This is a genomic window from Pseudomonas mosselii (assembly GCF_019823065.1).
In the GTDB taxonomy this organism is placed as follows: domain Bacteria; phylum Pseudomonadota; class Gammaproteobacteria; order Pseudomonadales; family Pseudomonadaceae; genus Aquipseudomonas; species Aquipseudomonas mosselii.
This window is the reverse complement of sequence record NZ_CP081966.1, coordinates 347,727-364,914: the sequence shown is the minus strand read 5'-3', so window position 1 is coordinate 364,914 and position 17,188 is coordinate 347,727. Positions and strand designations below refer to the sequence as shown.

Annotated in this window: 17 protein-coding genes; 12 read left to right on the top strand and 5 right to left on the bottom strand. The window is 64.9% G+C overall.

Translation table 11 applies throughout. The features are described from left to right. Positions 1–65: 65 nt before the first annotated feature. Positions 66–986: an SdiA-regulated domain-containing protein gene (locus tag K5H97_RS01680; protein ID WP_028688493.1), complete on the top strand. Its 921-nt coding sequence runs from the start codon at positions 66–68 to the stop codon at positions 984–986. 86 nt (positions 987–1,072) lie between these two features. After that, on the top strand, positions 1,073–1,978 hold the full coding sequence (locus tag K5H97_RS01675; protein WP_028688494.1) for an SdiA-regulated domain-containing protein: 906 nt from the start codon (positions 1,073–1,075) through the stop codon (positions 1,976–1,978). A gap of 71 nt (positions 1,979–2,049) precedes the next feature. On the opposite strand, the gene rpiA is transcribed toward K5H97_RS01675, so the two are convergent. Further along, positions 2,050–2,724, bottom strand: coding sequence for a ribose-5-phosphate isomerase RpiA (gene rpiA / locus K5H97_RS01670; protein ID WP_011536226.1), 675 nt, complete (start codon positions 2,722–2,724; stop codon positions 2,050–2,052). A gap of 133 nt (positions 2,725–2,857) precedes the next feature. On the opposite strand from rpiA, the gene ilvA reads away from it, so the two are divergent. Together ilvA and K5H97_RS01660 are read left to right on the top strand one after the other, a co-directional pair. Further along, positions 2,858–4,372, top strand: coding sequence for a threonine ammonia-lyase, biosynthetic (gene ilvA / locus K5H97_RS01665; RefSeq protein ID WP_028688495.1), 1,515 nt, complete (start codon positions 2,858–2,860; stop codon positions 4,370–4,372). A gap of 72 nt (positions 4,373–4,444) precedes the next feature. Next, the gene (locus tag K5H97_RS01660; protein WP_028688496.1) at positions 4,445–4,870 is read left to right on the top strand and encodes a DUF2269 family protein; all 426 of its coding nucleotides are present in this window, start codon (positions 4,445–4,447) and stop codon (positions 4,868–4,870) included. A 32-nt stretch (positions 4,871–4,902) separates the two neighbouring features. Here K5H97_RS01660 and K5H97_RS01655 read toward each other — a convergent pair whose 3' ends face one another. Continuing rightward, a complete protein-coding gene (locus K5H97_RS01655) occupies positions 4,903–5,559 on the bottom strand; it encodes a histidinol-phosphatase (RefSeq protein ID WP_028688497.1) in 657 nt (218 codons plus the stop codon). A gap of 141 nt (positions 5,560–5,700) precedes the next feature. Here K5H97_RS01655 and K5H97_RS01650 point away from each other — a divergent pair, with 141 nt between their 5' ends. Both K5H97_RS01650 and ptsP read left to right on the top strand, forming a co-directional pair. Continuing rightward, positions 5,701–6,180, top strand: a complete 480-nt coding sequence (locus tag K5H97_RS01650; protein WP_028688498.1) for an RNA pyrophosphohydrolase — start codon at positions 5,701–5,703, stop codon at positions 6,178–6,180. 22 nt (positions 6,181–6,202) lie between these two features. After that, entirely contained in the window at positions 6,203–8,476 is a 2,274-nt protein-coding gene (gene ptsP, locus K5H97_RS01645; protein ID WP_028688499.1) for a phosphoenolpyruvate--protein phosphotransferase, read from the top strand. A 95-nt stretch (positions 8,477–8,571) separates the two neighbouring features. Here ptsP and K5H97_RS01640 read toward each other — a convergent pair whose 3' ends face one another. Next, entirely contained in the window at positions 8,572–9,318 is a 747-nt protein-coding gene (locus K5H97_RS01640; RefSeq protein WP_028688500.1) for an NRDE family protein, read from the bottom strand. 131 nt (positions 9,319–9,449) lie between these two features. Between K5H97_RS01640 and K5H97_RS01635 the strand changes: the two genes are divergently transcribed. From K5H97_RS01635 to K5H97_RS01625, 3 genes are read left to right on the top strand one after another with little or no spacing between them, the layout of a single operon-like run. Beyond that, the gene (locus tag K5H97_RS01635) at positions 9,450–10,232 is read left to right on the top strand and encodes a sulfite exporter TauE/SafE family protein (RefSeq protein WP_028688501.1); all 783 of its coding nucleotides are present in this window, start codon (positions 9,450–9,452) and stop codon (positions 10,230–10,232) included. 16 nt (positions 10,233–10,248) lie between these two features. Further along, positions 10,249–11,058 carry a prolipoprotein diacylglyceryl transferase gene (lgt, locus tag K5H97_RS01630; protein ID WP_028688502.1) on the top strand — a complete coding sequence of 270 codons (810 nt, stop codon included), beginning with the start codon at positions 10,249–10,251 and terminating at the stop codon, positions 11,056–11,058. 48 nt (positions 11,059–11,106) lie between these two features. After that, complete coding sequence (locus K5H97_RS01625; protein WP_028688503.1) at positions 11,107–12,078, top strand: thymidylate synthase; 972 nt, start codon at positions 11,107–11,109, stop codon at positions 12,076–12,078. Between the two features lie 141 nt (positions 12,079–12,219). Here the strand turns inward: K5H97_RS01625 and cadR are convergent, their stop codons facing one another. Further along, positions 12,220–12,663: a cadmium resistance transcriptional regulator CadR gene (cadR, locus tag K5H97_RS01620; protein ID WP_028688504.1), complete on the bottom strand. Its 444-nt coding sequence runs from the start codon at positions 12,661–12,663 to the stop codon at positions 12,220–12,222. Positions 12,664–12,774: 111 nt separating this feature from the next. On the opposite strand from cadR, the gene K5H97_RS01615 reads away from it, so the two are divergent. After that, the gene (locus K5H97_RS01615) at positions 12,775–15,006 is read left to right on the top strand and encodes a heavy metal translocating P-type ATPase (RefSeq protein WP_028688505.1); all 2,232 of its coding nucleotides are present in this window, start codon (positions 12,775–12,777) and stop codon (positions 15,004–15,006) included. Between the two features lie 32 nt (positions 15,007–15,038). Then, on the top strand, positions 15,039–15,908 hold the full coding sequence (locus K5H97_RS01610) for a LysR family transcriptional regulator (RefSeq protein WP_028688506.1): 870 nt from the start codon (positions 15,039–15,041) through the stop codon (positions 15,906–15,908). 65 nt (positions 15,909–15,973) lie between these two features. On the opposite strand, the gene K5H97_RS01605 is transcribed toward K5H97_RS01610, so the two are convergent. Further along, on the bottom strand, positions 15,974–16,450 hold the full coding sequence (locus K5H97_RS01605) for a DUF4399 domain-containing protein (protein WP_028688507.1): 477 nt from the start codon (positions 16,448–16,450) through the stop codon (positions 15,974–15,976). A 228-nt stretch (positions 16,451–16,678) separates the two neighbouring features. Between K5H97_RS01605 and K5H97_RS01600 the strand changes: the two genes are divergently transcribed. Then, positions 16,679–17,161 carry a transporter substrate-binding domain-containing protein gene (locus K5H97_RS01600; protein ID WP_028688508.1) on the top strand — a complete coding sequence of 161 codons (483 nt, stop codon included), beginning with the start codon at positions 16,679–16,681 and terminating at the stop codon, positions 17,159–17,161. Positions 17,162–17,188 lie beyond the last annotated feature (27 nt).

Genomic DNA, 17,188 nt, shown 5'->3' with positions numbered 1-17,188 from the left:
CTGTTTCCCGCTCCTTTGCCGACCGTGGCGACCACCCTGCCGCCTATTTCCAGGATCCCTGTCCGATGACCAATCCCCCCAGCGCATCCCTGCCGCCAAAGCGACGACTGATCACCCGGTGGTCGCTGTGGCTGCTTGCGCTGGCGATCATCGCCTATGGCCTGGTGGTGGCCATGCATTGGGATGACCGTGGCCTGCTGTGGATAAAAGAAGGCTTCGAAAGCCAGGCCGAGCGCCAGGAAAGCATCTGGCTGCCGGACTACGTGGTCGACATCGATGCCAAGCCGTTGCCGGGCATGGAGCGTGACGAAGCATCGGACCTCGCGTTCAATCCGCACTCTCGCACCTTGTTCTCGGTCATGGGCAAGCACCCATTCCTGGTCGAGCTCACCCTTGACGGTGATGTATTGCGCAAGATTCCCCTGGTGGGCTGGTCGAACCCGGAAGGCGTGGCGGTACTCGAAAATGGCCAGGTCGCCATTGTCGACGAGCGCAACCATGACCTGACGCTGGTCAAGGTGGATGCCACCACGACATCGCTGAACCGCGCCGACTATCCGTCCTATGACCTGGGCAATACCGAGGATGGCAACAAGGGCTTCGAAGCCATTGCCTGGGACCAGATCCGGCAGCGGCTGATCATCGGCGCCGAGCGGCCACCGAAACTGTTCATCTGGAGCACTGACGGCCAAGGCCCGCTCAAGGGCGACAAGCAACCGCTGCCCAGCGACGAATTGGACCTGCGCAACCTGTCGGCACTGGGCATCGACCCGCGCACCGGTCACCTGCTGGCACTGTCGGCGGACTCCAACATGCTGCTCGAACTGGACGAGAAGGGCGAGCAGGTCAGCTTCATGACCTTGCTCGGTGGCTTCAACGGCCTGGGTGACACCATTCCGCGGGCTGAAGGTGTGGCGATGGATGACAGGGGCAACCTGTACATCATCAGTGAGCCCAACCTGTTCTATCGTTTCAGGAAGCCCTGAACTGCCAGACTTTCCTGATGATGGCATTAAGCTTTGCTTCAGTTGATAGTGGTTAGCTACGCGCTCCTTTCGCCGAGTCCGTCCGCATGCGCCGCCACCTTCGCCTGATCTTCGCCTTCATCGTGCTTGTTGTCCTGCTCGTCCTGGCTGCTGCCGGGCATGAGTTCCGCCTGTTCGAGCGCGGCTGGTTCAACCTCAAGACCTGGTGGCAACCGGCCGAACAAAGCATCGGCCTGGATCGCTACCGGGTGGCGATCGAAGCGCAGCCCATCGTCGGGCTGGACGACGACATCTCGGCGCTGACCTACGATCCCGACCGCAAGAGCCTGTTCACCGTCACCAATGCCCGCTCGGAGCTGATCGAGCTGTCGCTGGACGGCCGTATCCTGCGCCGCGTGCCGCTGACCGGCTTCGGTGACCCCGAGGCGGTAGAGTATGTGGGACCCAACAGCTACGTGATCACCGACGAGCGCCAGCAGCGGCTGATTCGCGTGCGCCTGGACGACGACACCCTGTTCCTCGACGCCAGCGATGCCGAGCAGCTGTCCCTTGGCATCGGTCTCAATGGCAACAAGGGCTTCGAGGGACTGGCCTACGACTCGGCGGGCAAGCGCCTGTTCGTGGCCAAGGAGCGGGATCCGATGATGATCTACGAGGTGCATGGTTTTCCCCATGACAACCCCGACAAGCCCTATGCCGTGCATGTGGTGCAGGACCGCAAGCGTGACCGGCGGCTGTTCGTGAGGGACCTGTCGAGCCTGCAGTTCGACGAACGCAGCGGACACCTGCTGGCGCTGTCGGACGAGTCGCGGTTGGTGCTGGAGCTGGATGTGGAGGGCAGGCCGCTGAGCACGCTGTCGCTGCGCAAGGGGTCTCAGGGTTTGAAGCAGACCGTGCCGCAGGCGGAGGGGATTGCGATGGATGACGCTGGGACCATTTACCTGGTCAGCGAGCCGAACCTGTTCTATGTGTTCAAGCAGCCGGCTGATTGATTGCCTGGGCTGACGCTATCGCGGGGCAAGCCGGCTCCCACCATGGGAGCGGGCTTGCCCCGCGATGAGGCTTACTCGGCCTTGAGGGTCTTCACGCCTTCTGCGGTCCCCAGCAACAGCACATCCGCAGGACGCGCCGCGAACAGGCCATTGGTGACCACGCCGACAATGGCGTTGATCTGGCTTTCCAGCTCCACCGGGTTGGTGATCTGCAGGTTGTGCACATCCAGAATGACGTTGCCGTTGTCGGTCACCACGCCTTCACGGTAGACCGGGTCACCGCCCAGCTTGACCAGCTGGCGCGCCACATGGCTGCGGGCCATCGGAATCACCTCGACCGGCAGCGGGAAGGCGCCGAGCACCGGTACGAGCTTGCTGGCGTCGGCGATGCAAATGAAGGTCTTGGCCACCGCCGCGACGATCTTCTCCCGGGTCAGGGCCGCACCGCCGCCCTTGATCAGGTTGAGGTGGGCGTCGCTCTCGTCGGCGCCGTCGACGTAGAACTCCAGCTCGCTGACGCTGTTCAGCTCGTAGACCGGGATGCCATGGCCCTTCAGGCGCTGAGCGGTGGCTTCGGAGCTGGCGACGGCGCCATCGAAGGCGGTCTTGTGCTGGGCCAGGGCGTCGATGAAGAAGTTGGCGGTCGAACCGGTACCGACGCCGACGACGCTTTTCTCATCCAGTTTCGGCAGGATGAGATCGACGGCGGCCTGGGCGACGGCCTGTTTGAGTTGGTCCTGGGTCATGCGGGCTCCGGGAGGGGCTGGGCGGATTTCAAAGTTGCCTAGTATAACGGCTCCGGCGGCTTTGCTGTGGTCGCCCGACGTGACGCTGCGGTAGACTCCCAGCCCTTGTCCCGCGGCCCAGTGATGCTTTCCGATGCTCGAACAGTACGTCAAGAAGATCCTCACCTCGCGCGTCTACGACGTTGCCGTCGAAACCCCGCTGCACAGCGCCGGGCAGTTGAGCAAGCGCCTGGGCAACACCGTGCTGCTCAAGCGCGAGGACCTGCAGCCGGTGTTCTCGTTCAAGATCCGCGGGGCCTACAACAAACTCGCGCAACTGAGCGCCGAGGAACTGGCCCGCGGCGTGGTCACCGCTTCCGCCGGCAACCACGCCCAAGGCCTGGCCCTGGCGGCGCGGGAGCTGGGGATCAAGGCGACCATCGTCATGCCCAAGACCACCCCGGAGATCAAGATCGAAGGCGTGCGCTCGCGGGGCGGCAAGGTGGTGCTGCACGGCGACACCTTCCCCGAGGCACTGGCCTACTCGCTGAAGCTGGTGGAGGAGAAGGGCTTCGTCTACATCCACCCCTACGACGATCCGCACACCATCGCCGGGCAAGGCACCGTGGCCATGGAAATCCTGCGCCAGCACCCGGGCCAGCTGGACGCGATCTTCGTGCCGGTCGGCGGCGGCGGGCTTATCGCCGGCATCGCGGCGTACGTGAAGTACTTGCGCCCCGAGATCAAGGTGATCGGCGTCGAGCCGGACGACTCAAACTGCCTGCAGGCGGCCATGGCCGCAGGCGAGCGCGTGGTGCTGCCGCAGGTCGGCCTGTTCGCCGACGGCGTGGCGGTGGCGCAGATCGGCCAGCACACCTTCGACATCTGCCGTCACCATGTAGACGAGGTGATCACCGTCAGCACCGACGAGATCTGCGCGGCGATCAAGGATATCTACGACGATACCCGCTCGATCACAGAACCTGCAGGCGCACTGGGCGTGGCCGGTATCAAGAAATACGTCGAGCTCAAGGGCGTTGCCGGGCAGACCCTGGTGGCCATCGACTCGGGTGCCAACGTCAATTTCGACCGCCTGCGCCATGTGGCCGAGCGCGCCGAACTTGGCGAGAAGCGCGAGGCGATCATCGCCGTGACCATTCCCGAGCGCCCGGGGAGCTTCAAGGCCTTCTGCGAAGCCATCGGCAAGCGCCAGATCACCGAGTTCAACTACCGCAAGCACACCTCGGACGAGGCGCATATCTTCGTCGGTGTGCAGACCCACCCCGAAACCGACCCGCGCGCGGCGTTGGTCCAGCAGTTGACCGAACAAGGCTTCCCGGTTACCGACCTGACCGACAACGAGCTGGCCAAGCTGCACATCCGCCACATGGTCGGTGGCCACTCGGCCGGGGCCAGCGACGAGATGGTGCTGCGCTTCGAGTTCCCCGAGCGGCCGGGCGCGCTGTTCAACTTCCTCAACAAGCTGGGTGGGCGCTGGAATATCTCGATGTTCCACTACCGCAACCACGGCGCCGCCGATGGCCGGGTGGTCGCGGGCCTGCAGGTGCCGGAGGAGGAGCGCCACCTGGTGCCAGCGGCGCTGGCCAAGATCGGCTATCCGTACTGGGACGAGACCGAGAATCCGGCCTACCAGCTATTCTTGGGCTGAACACGCCAAACGGACCTCGTGGGAGCGGGCTAGCCCCGCGATGAAGCCACCAGCCAGAAGGACGATCACGAAATGGAACACCTGACCACCCTCAAGACCCTGCACATCCTCGCCACCGCCCTGTTGCTGCTGGGTGGCCTGGGCCTGGCGATCTGGACTGTCCGCGCCCGCCGCCAGGGCGATGCCGAGGCCTACGGCAAGCTGTTGCGCCGACCACTGGTGTTCATCTGGCTGCTGATGGGATTGTGCCTGGTGAGCATGCCGTTCACCGGCTGGTGGCTGGTGCACCTGGTCGGCTGGCCACTGGGGCAGACCTGGGTGCTGGCGTCCAGCATCATCTATACGCTGGGCGCGTTTGCCGTGTGGTGGCTGGTAGTGCGGCTCAACCGGCTGCGCAAGGCTGAAACCGTGGGTTTGAAGTTCACCTTGGCATTGGCGCTGTTCAGTGGCGTCTGCTTCCTGTCCATTGCTGGCCTGATGGGCGCCAAGCCGATCTAGGCTCCGTGGGCTGCTTTGCAGCCCCGCCGATCTCAACGCCGAAGAGAAATCACCGGCCACCCCCGCCGCTCGGCCTCGGCCCGCAGCTTCGGATCCGGATCCACCGCCACCGGGTTCGCCACCACCTCCAGCAACGGCACGTCGTTCAGCGAGTCGCTGTAGAAGTAGCTGTCTTCCAGGTCGAACCCGTTCTCCAGCATCCAGCGCGCAAGCCGCGTCACCTTGCCTTCACGGAAACAGGGTATATCGGTACTGCGCCCGGTATAGCGCCCGTCCTGCGTTTCGCATTCGGTCGCCAGCAGTACGCGCACGCCCAGGCGGTGGGCGATCGGCGCGGTGACAAAGCGGTTGGTGGCGGTAATGATCACCAGTTGGTCGCCCGCCTCGCGGTGCTGCTGCAGCAACGCCAGGGCCTTGGGCAGGATGATCGGTTCGATGCAGTCGCGCATGAACTCGCGGTGCCACTGCTCCAACTGCGCGGGCTCGCTGGCCGCGAGGATTTCCATGGAAAAGGCCAGGTAGGCCTGCATATCCAGGGAGCCGTTGAGGTAGTCCTGGTAGAAAGCGTCGTTGCGTTGCTTATAGGCGATCGGATCGAGAATGCCCCGCTCGCATAGGTAGTCACCCCAGGCATGGTCGCTGTCGCCACCGAGGAGGGTATTGTCCAGGTCGAATAAAGCCAGGCGCATCGCGGTCACTCGCATCAGCCACGGGAGAGTCCCGCAGAATACGGAGTTTTCACCTCGCTGCACATAAGCTTGGCGGGCGCGTTGCTGCGCGCTCGGGCTTTGTGGAACAATGCGTTGACATGCGTTTGCGAGGTTGCTGCCGTGATCGACCCGGATGGTTTTCGCCCCAATGTCGGGATCATTCTCACGAATGATGCCGGGCAGGTGCTATGGGCTCGGCGGATCAACCAGGATGCCTGGCAGTTTCCCCAGGGTGGTATCAACCCTGACGAGACGCCGGAAGATGCCCTGTACCGCGAGCTGAACGAAGAAGTGGGCCTGGAGCGCCAGGATGTGGAAATTCTTGCCTGCACCCGTGGCTGGTTGCGTTATCGTTTACCCCAGCGCCTGGTGCGCACCCACAGCCAGCCACTGTGCATTGGCCAGAAACAAAAGTGGTTCCTGCTGCGCCTGGTGAGCAATGAGCAACGGGTGCGCATGGACCTCACCGGCAAACCGGAATTCGATGGCTGGCGCTGGGTCAGCTACTGGTATCCGCTGGGCCAGGTGGTGACATTCAAGCGCGAGGTATACCGCCGCGCCCTGAAAGAGCTAGCCCCGCGCCTGCTGACGCGCGACTGACGACGGAGTCCGACCCCGAGCCATGCTCAATACGCTGCGCAAGATCGTCCAGGAAGTGAACTCCGCCAAAGATCTCAAGACGGCGTTGGGTATCATTGTCTTGCGCGTCAAGGAGGCGATGGGCAGCCAGGTCTGCTCAGTCTACCTGCTCGACCCGGACAGCAACCGCTTCGTGCTGATGGCGACCGAGGGCCTGAACAAGCGCTCCATCGGCAAGGTCAGCATGGCCCCCAATGAAGGCCTGGTCGGCCTGGTCGGCACCCGCGAGGAGCCACTGAACCTCGAGAACGCCGCCGACCACCCCCGCTATCGCTACTTCGCCGAGACCGGCGAAGAGAAATTCGCCTCCTTCCTCGGTGCGCCGATCATCCACCACCGCCGCGTGGTGGGGGTACTGGTCATCCAGCAGAAGGAGCGCCGCCAGTTCGACGAAGGCGAAGAGGCCTTCCTGGTCACCATGAGCGCCCAGCTCGCCGGGGTTATCGCCCATGCCGAGGCGACCGGTTCGATCCGCGGCCTGGGGCGCCAGGGCAAGGGTATCCAGGAAGCCCGCTTCGTCGGCGTGCCGGGCTCTCCAGGTGCCGCCGTCGGCCGCTCGGTGGTGATGCTGCCGCCTGCCGACCTCGAGGTGGTGCCGGACCGCACCGTCGAGGACATCGACAACGAACTCAAGCTGTTCAACAACGCCCTTGAAGGCGTGCGCGAGGACATGCGCAAGCTGTCGGCCAAGCTCGCCACCCAGCTGCGGCCCGAAGAGCGCGCGTTGTTCGACGTGTACCTGATGATGCTCGAGGACGCCGCCCTCGGTGGCGAGGTGGTCGAGGTCATCAAGACCGGCCAGTGGGCCCAGGGCGCCCTGCGCCAGGTGGTCGGCGAGCACGTCAACCGCTTCGAGCTGATGGACGATGACTACCTGCGCGAGCGCGCCTCGGACGTCAAGGACCTGGGCCGGCGCCTGCTGGCCTACCTGCAGGAAGCCCGTTCGCAGTCGCTGGTCTACCAGGACAACACCATCCTGGTCAGCGAAGAGCTGACCCCGGCCATGCTCGGCGAGGTGCCGGAAGGCAAGCTGGTGGGCCTGGTCTCGGTACTGGGCTCGGGCAACTCCCATGTGGCGATTCTTGCCCGTGCCATGGGCATCCCGACCGTCATGGGCGTGGTCGACCTGCCCTATTCGAAGGCCGACGGCATCGAGATGATCATCGACGGCTACAAGGGCGAGGTGTTCACCAACCCCGGCGAGGTGCTGCGCAAGCAGTACAGCGATGTGGTCGAGGAGGAGCGCCAACTGGCCCGTGGCCTCGACGCCCTGCGCGAGCTGCCGTGCATCACCCCGGACGGCCATCGCATGCCGCTGTGGGTCAACACCGGCCTGCTCGCCGATGTGGCCCGCGCCCAGCAGCGCGGCGCCGAGGGCGTCGGCCTGTATCGCACCGAAGTGCCGTTCATGATCAACCAGCGCTTCCCCAGCGAGAAGGAACAGCTGGCGATCTACCGCGAGCAGTTGCAGGCGTTCCACCCGCTGCCGGTGACCATGCGCAGCCTCGACATCGGTGGCGACAAGTCGCTGTCGTACTTCCCGATCAAGGAAGAAAACCCGTTCCTCGGCTGGCGCGGCATCCGCGTCACCCTCGATCATCCGGAAATCTTCCTGGTGCAGACCCGCGCCATGCTCAAGGCCAGCGAGGGCCTGAACAACCTGCGCATCCTGCTGCCGATGATCTCCGGCATCCACGAGCTGGAAGAAGCCCAGCACCTGATCCACCGTGCCTGGGGCGAGGTGCGCGACGAAGGCACCGACGTGCCGATGCCGCCGGTGGGGGTGATGGTGGAGATTCCCGCCGCCGTGTACCAGACCCGTGAACTGGCGCGCCAGGTCGACTTCCTCTCGGTCGGTTCCAACGACCTGACCCAGTACCTGCTGGCGGTCGACCGCAACAATCCGCGGGTCGCCGACCTGTACGACTACCTGCACCCGGCGGTGCTGCAGGCCCTGCAGACCGTGGTCAGCGTCGCCCACGAGGAAGGCAAGCCGGTGAGCATCTGCGGCGAGATGGCCGGTGACCCGGCCGCGGCGATTTTGCTGATGGCCATGGGCTTCGACAGCCTGTCGATGAACGCCACCAACCTGCCGAAGGTGAAGTGGATGCTGCGCCAGATCAACCTGGGCAAAGCCAAGGAACTGCTGGCCGACGCCATGAGCCATGACAACCCGCAGGTTATCCACAGCTCGCTGCAACTGGCGCTGAAGAACCTTGGCCTGGCGCGAATGATCGGGCCTAACAAGACCCTTTGATCGTCGGTACCGGCCTCATCGCGGGGCAAGCCCGCTCCCGCAAAGTTGCTGCAAGAGCCTCGTGGGAGCGGGCTTGCCCCGCGATGAGGTCGGACTCACACCTCCAGGCTGACCTCGCCCAGGTGCCCACCAAATGGCCCGAAACTGCGCTCGACCATCCGCCGCCGCCCCTGGTCATCGACGATCAGCACCGTGCTCGCCCGCGTCCCATAGTTCTGGCTGGCGATGAACACACTCGACAGCAACCTTTCGGTGGTCAACCCCACGCCAGTCTCCGGCAGCTCACCATCCGACGCGGGCTGCGCATCGCCCAGCAGGGTCAACAGCCGTTGCGGATCGGCGGCCTCAAGCAAACTCTCAAGCCCGCTACGCGCCTTCACCAGCTTGGGCCACGGCGTATCCAGCCCGGCGTTCGAAAGCCCGTAGACCCCAGGCGCCAACAGACGCGGCGCGGCCTCACGGGCATGCAGGTAGCCCAGCCGCTCGCCATCGCCCACCAGCAGGTTGAACCCCGAGTACTGCCCACTGCGGCTGGCCACCTGGTCCAGGTAGGCCTCGACATCCAGCTCGCCCTGCAGGTACGCCGCCACCAGCTCGCCCCGTGAGCGCGGCCCCAGCGGCTGGCGCGGATCGCGGATGTTGGTCAGCGCGGCGAAGCGCCCGTTCGGCCCCACGCCAAGCCAGGTGCCGCCGGCCTCCAGGTCGCGCCCGGCATGCACCCCCGGCGCATCCTCCCAGGCCGCCAGGGCCTGTGTCGGCCGGGCATAGAACTCGTCGCGGTTGGCCGCGACGATCAGCGGCCGAGTCGTCCCCGGCCGCCAGGCGAATACGATCAGGCACATAGGTTGTCCCCTGTGTTTTTGGCCACTCTACCCGCGCCGCCGACCGCTATCCATCATCTGACACAGAGTTCACTAGAGCGCCGGGCTTGGCTTCCGTTACCATGCCGGATTGTTTTCCACTGGGGCCACGAATGGAATTCGCTCTCTATCTGCTGTTGGGCGCCTGCGCCGGCGTGCTGGCCGGGCTGTTCGGCGTTGGTGGCGGCATCATCATCGTGCCGGTGTTGGTGTTCAGCTTCACCCTGCAGGGCTTCGACCCTTCGGTGCTGACCCACCTGGCGGTCGGCACGTCGCTGGCGACCATCGTCTTCACCTCGATCAATGCCGTGCGCGAGCACCAGCGCAAGGGGGCGGTGCAGTGGCCGATCTTCGCCTGGATGACCGTGGGCATCCTGCTCGGCGCGCTGGTCGGGGCCAAGACCGCCTCGCTCATCCAGGGCCCGATGCTGCAGAAGATCATCGGCGTGTTCGCCCTGGTGATCGCCGCGCAGATGGCCCTGGACCTCAAGCCCAAGGCCAGCCGCGGCATCCCCGGCAAGCCCGGGTTGACCGCCGCCGGCGGGGTGATCGGCTGGGCCTCGGCCATCTTCGGCATCGGTGGCGGTTCGCTGACCGTGCCGTTCCTCACCTGGCGCAGCCTGCCCATGCAGCAGGCGGTGGCGACTTCGTCGGCCTGTGGCCTGCCGATCGCCCTGGCCAGTGCCCTGGGCTTCATGTGGCTGGGCTGGCACGAGGAACACCTGCCGGCCCACAGCCTGGGCTACGTCTACCTTCCGGCGCTGGTCGGCATCGCTGCCACCAGCATGTTCTTCGCCCGCTACGGCGCGCGTCTGGCGCACAAGCTGTCGCCGCGCGTGCTCAAGCGTCTGTTCGCCGCGCTGCTGTTCTGCGTCGGACTGAGCTTCCTTATCTGAACCTAGAGGAAAGACAATGCTGCCTTACCCGCAGATCGACCCGGTGGCCGTGGCCCTCGGTCCACTGAAAATCCACTGGTACGGCCTGATGTACCTGATCGGCATCGGCGGCGCCTGGCTGCTGGCCTCGCGCCGGTTGAACCGCTTCGACCCGACCTGGAGCCGCGAGAAACTCTCCGACCTGGTGTTCTGGCTGTCGATGGGGGTGATCGTCGGCGGGCGCCTGGGCTACGTGCTGTTCTACGACCTGCACCAGTACCTGGCCAACCCGACCTTGATCTTCGAGGTGTGGAAAGGCGGCATGTCGTTCCACGGCGGTTTCATCGGCGTGATGCTGGCCGCGCTGTGGTTCGGCAAGCGCAACAACAAGTCTTTCTTCGAGCTGATGGACTTCGTCGCGCCGCTGGTGCCGATCGGCCTGGGCGCCGGGCGTATCGGCAACTTCATCAACGCCGAGCTGTGGGGCAAGGTCACCGACGTGCCGTGGGCGATGGTGTTCCCACCATTCAGCGACCCGGCCCAGCTGCCGCGTCACCCGTCGCAGCTGTACCAGTTCGCCCTCGAAGGTGTGGCATTATTCGTCATCCTTTGGCTGTACTCGCGCAAGCCGCGCCCGACCATGGCCGTTTCCGGCATGTTCGCACTGTTCTACGGCATCTTCCGCTTCATCGTGGAGTTCGTGCGGGTACCCGACGCCCAGCTGGGCTACATCGCCTTCGGCTGGTTGACCATGGGTCAGTTGCTCTGCGTGCCGATGATCGTCGGCGGCATCTTCCTGATCTGGTGGGCCTACAACCGTAAGCCGTCGGCCAAGGCCACCGTCTGATTTTCACGGCAGGGGCGATCCCCCTGCCGTTCTTGCTACAGGTAAGCCATGAAACAGTATCTAGATCTGGTCCGTGACGTCATCGAAAACGGCACGCTGCAGGAAAACCGCACCGGCATCCGCACCATCAGCCTGCCGGGCGCCATGCTCAAGTTCGACCTGCAGAAAGGCTTCCCGGCCATCACCACGCGCAAGCTGGCGTTCAAGTCGGCGATCGGCGAGATGGTGGGCTTTTTGCGCGGCGTGAAGAACGCCGGCGAGTTCCGCGAACTGGGCTGCAAGGTCTGGGACCAGAACGCCAACGAGAACGCCCAGTGGCTGGCCAACCCGTTCCGCCAGGGCCATGACGACCTCGGCGAGATCTACGGCGTGCAATGGCGCCAGTGGCCGGGCTACAAGCGCGTCCCGCTGAGCAACCCGGCAGCCATCGAGATGGCTGAAAAGGCCGGTTTCCGCCGTATCGCCCAGGACGAGGAAGACGGCCAGGCGTTCGTCATCCTGTACAAGGCCATCGACCAGGTACGCCAGTGCCTGGACACCATCGCCAACGACCCGGGCAGCCGACGCATCCTGTTCCACGGCTGGAACTGCGCCCAGCTGGATGAAATGGCCCTGCCGCCGTGCCACCTGCTGTACCAGTTCCACCCGAATGTCGAGACGAAGGAAATCTCCCTGACCCTCTACATCCGCTCCAACGACCTGGGCCTGGGCACGCCGTTCAACCTCACCGAGGGCGCGGCGCTGCTGTCGCTGTTCGGCCGCCTGACCGGCTACACCCCGCGCTGGTTCACCTACTTCATCGGCGATGCCCATGTGTACGAGAACCACCTGGACATGCTCAATGAGCAGATGAAGCGTGAGCCGTTGGCGGCACCGAAGCTGGTGATCAGCGACCGCGTGCCGGCATTCGCCGAGACCGGCAAGTACGAGCCGGAGTGGCTGGAGAAGATCGAGCCAAGCGACTTCTGGCTGGAAGGCTACGAGCACCATGCGCCGATGACCGCGCCGATGGCGGTGTAGCTTTTCAGATTGCCGGGGCTGCCTTGCAGCCCATCGCGACACAAGGCCGCTCCCACAGGTACGGTGCAGAACCTGAAACTGCGCTGTACCTGTGGGAGCGGCCTTGTGTCGCGAAAGGGGGGCGCAGCGCCCCCAGTACTTTCAATGCCCGTGGCTTCTGCCTACATGGGAATGCTCGGTTTCCGGCACCGTCACCGCCCCATTGGTCTCCAGTTGCTGGAGAATCGCGCACTCCGCCCCCTGCGCATTGCACCGCTGCCTCAACTCCACCAGCTGCGCCTGCAGCGCCACCAGCCCGTCGATCCTCGCCTGCACATGCTCGATATGTTCGTCGATCAGCGCGTTGACGCTGCCGCATGAGCCGTCGGGGCTGTCGCGCAGGTTCAACAGGCTGCGGATCTCATCGAGGGTCATGTCCAGGGTGCGGCAGTTGCGGATGAAAGTCAGCCGCTCGACATGGGCCTGGGTGTAGAGCCGATAGTTGCCGTCGCTGCGGGCGGGCTCGGGCAGCAGCTGCTCACGCTCGTAGTAGCGGATGGTCTCCACGGCGCAGTCGGTGGCCTTGGCCAATTCTCCGATCTTCATGGCAAATCTCCAGCAGAGGGCTTGACCCTATAGTGGCTACAGGGTGTTCACTTGGCAACAACCCACTCTGCGGATTTGCGCAGAGGCCAGTGCTCAGTTAAGGATGATTCCATGAACCAGCCTGTCAGCCCCGACCACAAGCATGACCATGCGCATGACCATGAGCCCCACGCCCACAGCTGCTGTGCCAGCAAGGCTGCACCGGCCTTGGTGCAGCTGACCGAAAAGGCCAGCGCCCAGGCGCAGCTCAGTCGTTTTCGCATCGAGGCCATGGACTGCCCCACCGAACAGACCCTGATCCAGGACAAGCTGGGCAGGCTGGCCGGCATCGAGCAGCTGGAGTTCAACCTGATCAACCGTGTGCTTGGCGTGCGCCATACACTGACCGGCACCGCCGAGATCGAGCGGGCCATCGACAGCCTGGGCATGAAGGCCGAACCGCTGGCCGCCGAGGACGACGGCAGCGCCAATGCGCCCCAGGCGAGCAAGACCCGCTGGTGGCCGCTGGCCTTGTCGGGTGTTGCCGCGATTGCCGCCGAAGTCGTGCACTTCTCCGGCAAGGCGCCGGATTGGGTGGTCGCCGTGCTGGCCCTGGCGGCGATCCTCGGCTGTGGCCTGGGCACCTACAAGAAGGGCTGGATCGCCCTGAAGAACCGCAACCTCAACATCAATGCCCTGATGAGCATCGCCGTGACCGGCGCCGTGCTGATCGGCCAATGGCCGGAGGCGGCCATGGTCATGGTGCTGTTCACCATCGCCGAGCTGATCGAGGCACGCTCGCTGGATCGCGCGCGCAATGCCATTGGCGGCCTGATGCAACTGGCGCCAGACCTGGCCACCGTGCAGCAGGCTGACGGCCAGTGGCGCGAGCTCGACGTGCGCGAGGTGCCGATCGGCGCCCTGGTGCGGGTACGGCCGGGCGAACGTATCGGCCTGGATGGCGAGGTGGTCAGTGGCCAGTCCAGCGTCGACCAGGCGCCGATCACCGGCGAGAGCCTGCCGGTCGAGAAAGCCGTGGGCGACAAGCTGTTCGCCGGCACCATCAACCAGGCCGGTGCCCTGGAGTACCGCGTCACCGCCGCCGCCGGCCAGTCGACCCTGGCGCGGATCATCAAGGCCGTCGAGGAGGCCCAGGGCGCCCGCGCGCCGACCCAGCGCTTCGTCGACCAGTTCTCGCGCATCTACACCCCGGTGGTGTTCGCCGTGGCCCTGGCCGTGGCGGTGATCCCACCGCTGTTCATGGCCGGCGCCTGGTTCGACTGGATTTACCGCGCCCTTGTGCTGCTGGTGGTGGCCTGCCCGTGCGCGCTGGTGATCTCGACCCCGGTGACCATCGTCAGTGGCCTGGCCGCGGCGGCGCGCAAGGGCATCCTGATCAAGGGCGGCGTGTACCTCGAAGGCGGTCGCAAACTGGACTTCCTCGCCCTGGACAAGACCGGCACCATCACCCACGGCAAGCCGGTGCAGACCGACAGCAAGGTCCTCGACCCGCTGTTCGAAGGCCGGGCCCAAGCCCTGGCCGCCAGTCTGGCCGCCCGCTCCGACCACCCGGTGTCCGGTGCCATCGCCCTGTTCGCCAAGGAACAGGACCTGCCCTTGAGCGAAGTCACCGATTTCGCCGCCCTGGCCGGTCGCGGTGTGCGCGGTGATATCGGGGGCCAGACCTACCACCTGGGCAACCATCGCCTGGTCGAAGAGCTCGGCCTGTGCTCCCCGGAGCTTGAAGCGCAGCTCGATGTGCTGGAGCGCCAGGGCAAGACCGTGGTGCTGCTGCTCGACCGCTCCGGCCCGCTGGCGCTGTTCGCCGTGGCCGACACGGTCAAGGACAGCAGCCGCCAAGCCATCGCCGAACTGCACGAGCTGGGCATCAAGACTGTCATGTTGACCGGCGACAATCCCCACACTGCCCAGGCCATCGCCGCCCAGGTGGGGATTGATCGCGCCGAGGGCAACCTGCTGCCGGCGGACAAGCTGGCCAGCATCGAGCGCCTGTACGGCGAGGGCCATCGGGTCGGCATGGTCGGTGACGGCATCAACGACGCACCGGCCCTGGCCCGTGCCGAAATCGGCTTCGCCATGGCCGCCGCCGGCACCGACACGGCCATCGAGACCGCCGACGTGGCGCTGATGGACGACGACTTGCGCAAAATCCCGGCGTTCGTCAGGCTGTCGCGCCAAAGCGCGGCGATCCTCACCCAGAACATCGTGCTGGCCCTGGCAATCAAGGCGATCTTCCTGGCAATCACCTTTGCCGGCATGGCCACCATGTGGATGGCGGTGTTCGCCGACATGGGCGTGAGCCTGCTGGTGGTATTCAACGGCTTGCGCCTGCTGCGCAAATAGGCGTCCGCAGCGCAGAACAGAGGTTATCCACAATGCTGAGCGCCGAGCTCAAAGCCTTCTACATGGTGGCCCGCCTGGGCAGCATCACCCTGGCGGCAAAGAAGCTCGGGCTCAGCCAGCCGACGGTGACCACGCAGATCCGCAATCTCGAAGGCCAGTACAACGTCGAGCTGTTCTACCGCGGTGGTCGGCGCCTGGTGCTGAGCGAGGAAGGCGTGCGCCTGCTGCCGATGGTCAAGGCACTGCTGCAGCAGGAGGCCGACATCGAGTTCGAGCTGCGCAACAGTGGCCAGGCCCAGGGCAGCCTGCGCATCGCCGCCACGGCGCCCTACTACATTCTCGACCTGGTGAAGATCTTCCGCGAGCGCCTGCCCCAAGTGGAAGTGGCGGTGGAAATCGGCAACTCGCAGCTGGTGCTGGAGATGCTCGAGGATTACCGGGTGGATATCGCCGCGTCCTCGCAACTGCTGGAAGATGCGCGCCTGGTGCGCCGGGTGCTGGGCACCGATCCGCTGGTGCTGGCGGTACACCGCAATCATCCGCTGGCCCAGCGTCAGGCGGTGTCCATCGACGTGGTGGCCGGGCATTGCCTGCTGATGCGCGAGCAAGGCTCGACCACCCGCAAACTGACCGAGCAGATGATGCAAGAAGCCAATGTGAAGGCCGGGGCCTTGCTGGAGATCGGCAGCCGCGAGTCGATTCGCGAGGCGGTGCTGCGCAACATCGGCATCAGCATCATTGCCCGCCACGAGGTGCCGCATAACCCGGAGCTACGGGTGCTGGCGCTGGAGGAGGCGCCGGTGATGCACGAGTACCTGTACTGCCTGAAGGAGCGGCGTCAGGCGCGATTGCCGGCGGCTTTTCTGGGCGTGGCGCAGGAAGTGGTTGGCTCGCAATTCTGAAACGCTTGCCCGTCTGCAATGCGCTCATCGCCGGCAAGCTGGCCGGCCGGCGATGGCGCGGCGGGTCACTTCACGTTGACGGTGATCTTCTGCGACTCGACGCTTGGCTTGAACGGCACGTGGTACTTGTCGCCCAGCACCAGCTGCAGGGTGTGCTTGCCCGGCGTGAGGGTGATGGTCGTCTCGGTCTGCGCCTTGCCGAAGTGCAGCACCTGCGGGCCTGCCGGCAGCGGCGCGTTGTTCTCGGGCATCAGGCTCGTGGGCAGCGGCTGGTCGGCCAGGGGCGCCTTGTCCACATCCACCAGCAGGTGGTGATGGCCAGAGTGCGGGGTCTGGTCGCCCGCGGGCTTGAGGTCCATGCCTTCGATGCCGAACTTGACGGTGAAGGTCTTGTCGACCGTGGCCCCGTCGGCGGGGGAAACGATGAAGACCTTGGCGCCTTCCGGTGGCTGCTCGCTCTTCAGGGCATCCGCGGCACTGGCGAACACCGACGCCCCCATCAGCAGACCGGCGACGGCAGCACGCGAAAATAGGCTTTTCATTCACTTCTCCTGTGATTCACTTCAATTGACCGCTATCACTTAAAGGCAGTGTGGCGGTACTTCACCATAGTCCAACGCGACCGGGAGAGGTTCAAAAACAGGGACAGAAATATTTCAGGGCCGAAGAAAACCTTGCCGCGACCTGGAGGTCTTAGGCTGCGTTCGACCGGGGCAGACGAGAAAGCCACGGCGAATGCACTTCATCTGCCGAACAAGAAAGGGGCACTCATGCGTTTGACCATTGGCATTCTGCTGGCGGCACTGTTCAGCCCATTGGCCCAGGCCGAACTGATCGACGAAATCAACGACCGTGGCGAACTGCGCATCGCCGTGCTTGGCGACGCGCCGCCCTATGCGTTCAAGGAGAACGAACACCTGACCGGCTTCGAGATCGAGTTGGGGCAGGCCCTGGCCAAGGAGCTGGATGTGCGGGCCGAGTTCGTCGAGACGCCCGCCGATGAGGTGCTGCCTGGGGTGGAGAGCGGCAAATTCGACATGACCTTCAACCAGCAAGATGCCGAACTGAGCGACAAGCTCGACGCCATTCGGGCCCTGGCCGGCCAGAAATTGGTGATCCCGTACCAGAAGGGCAATCCAGCTTTCGAGACGGCTGTGAACAATGCCCTGCAGCGGATCGAGGATGATGGCCGTCTGGCCGACCTGGAAAGCAAATGGTTCAAGGGCACCAAGCAGGCGACCACCGGACAGTAACACCGCATCGCGGGGCAAGCCCGCTCC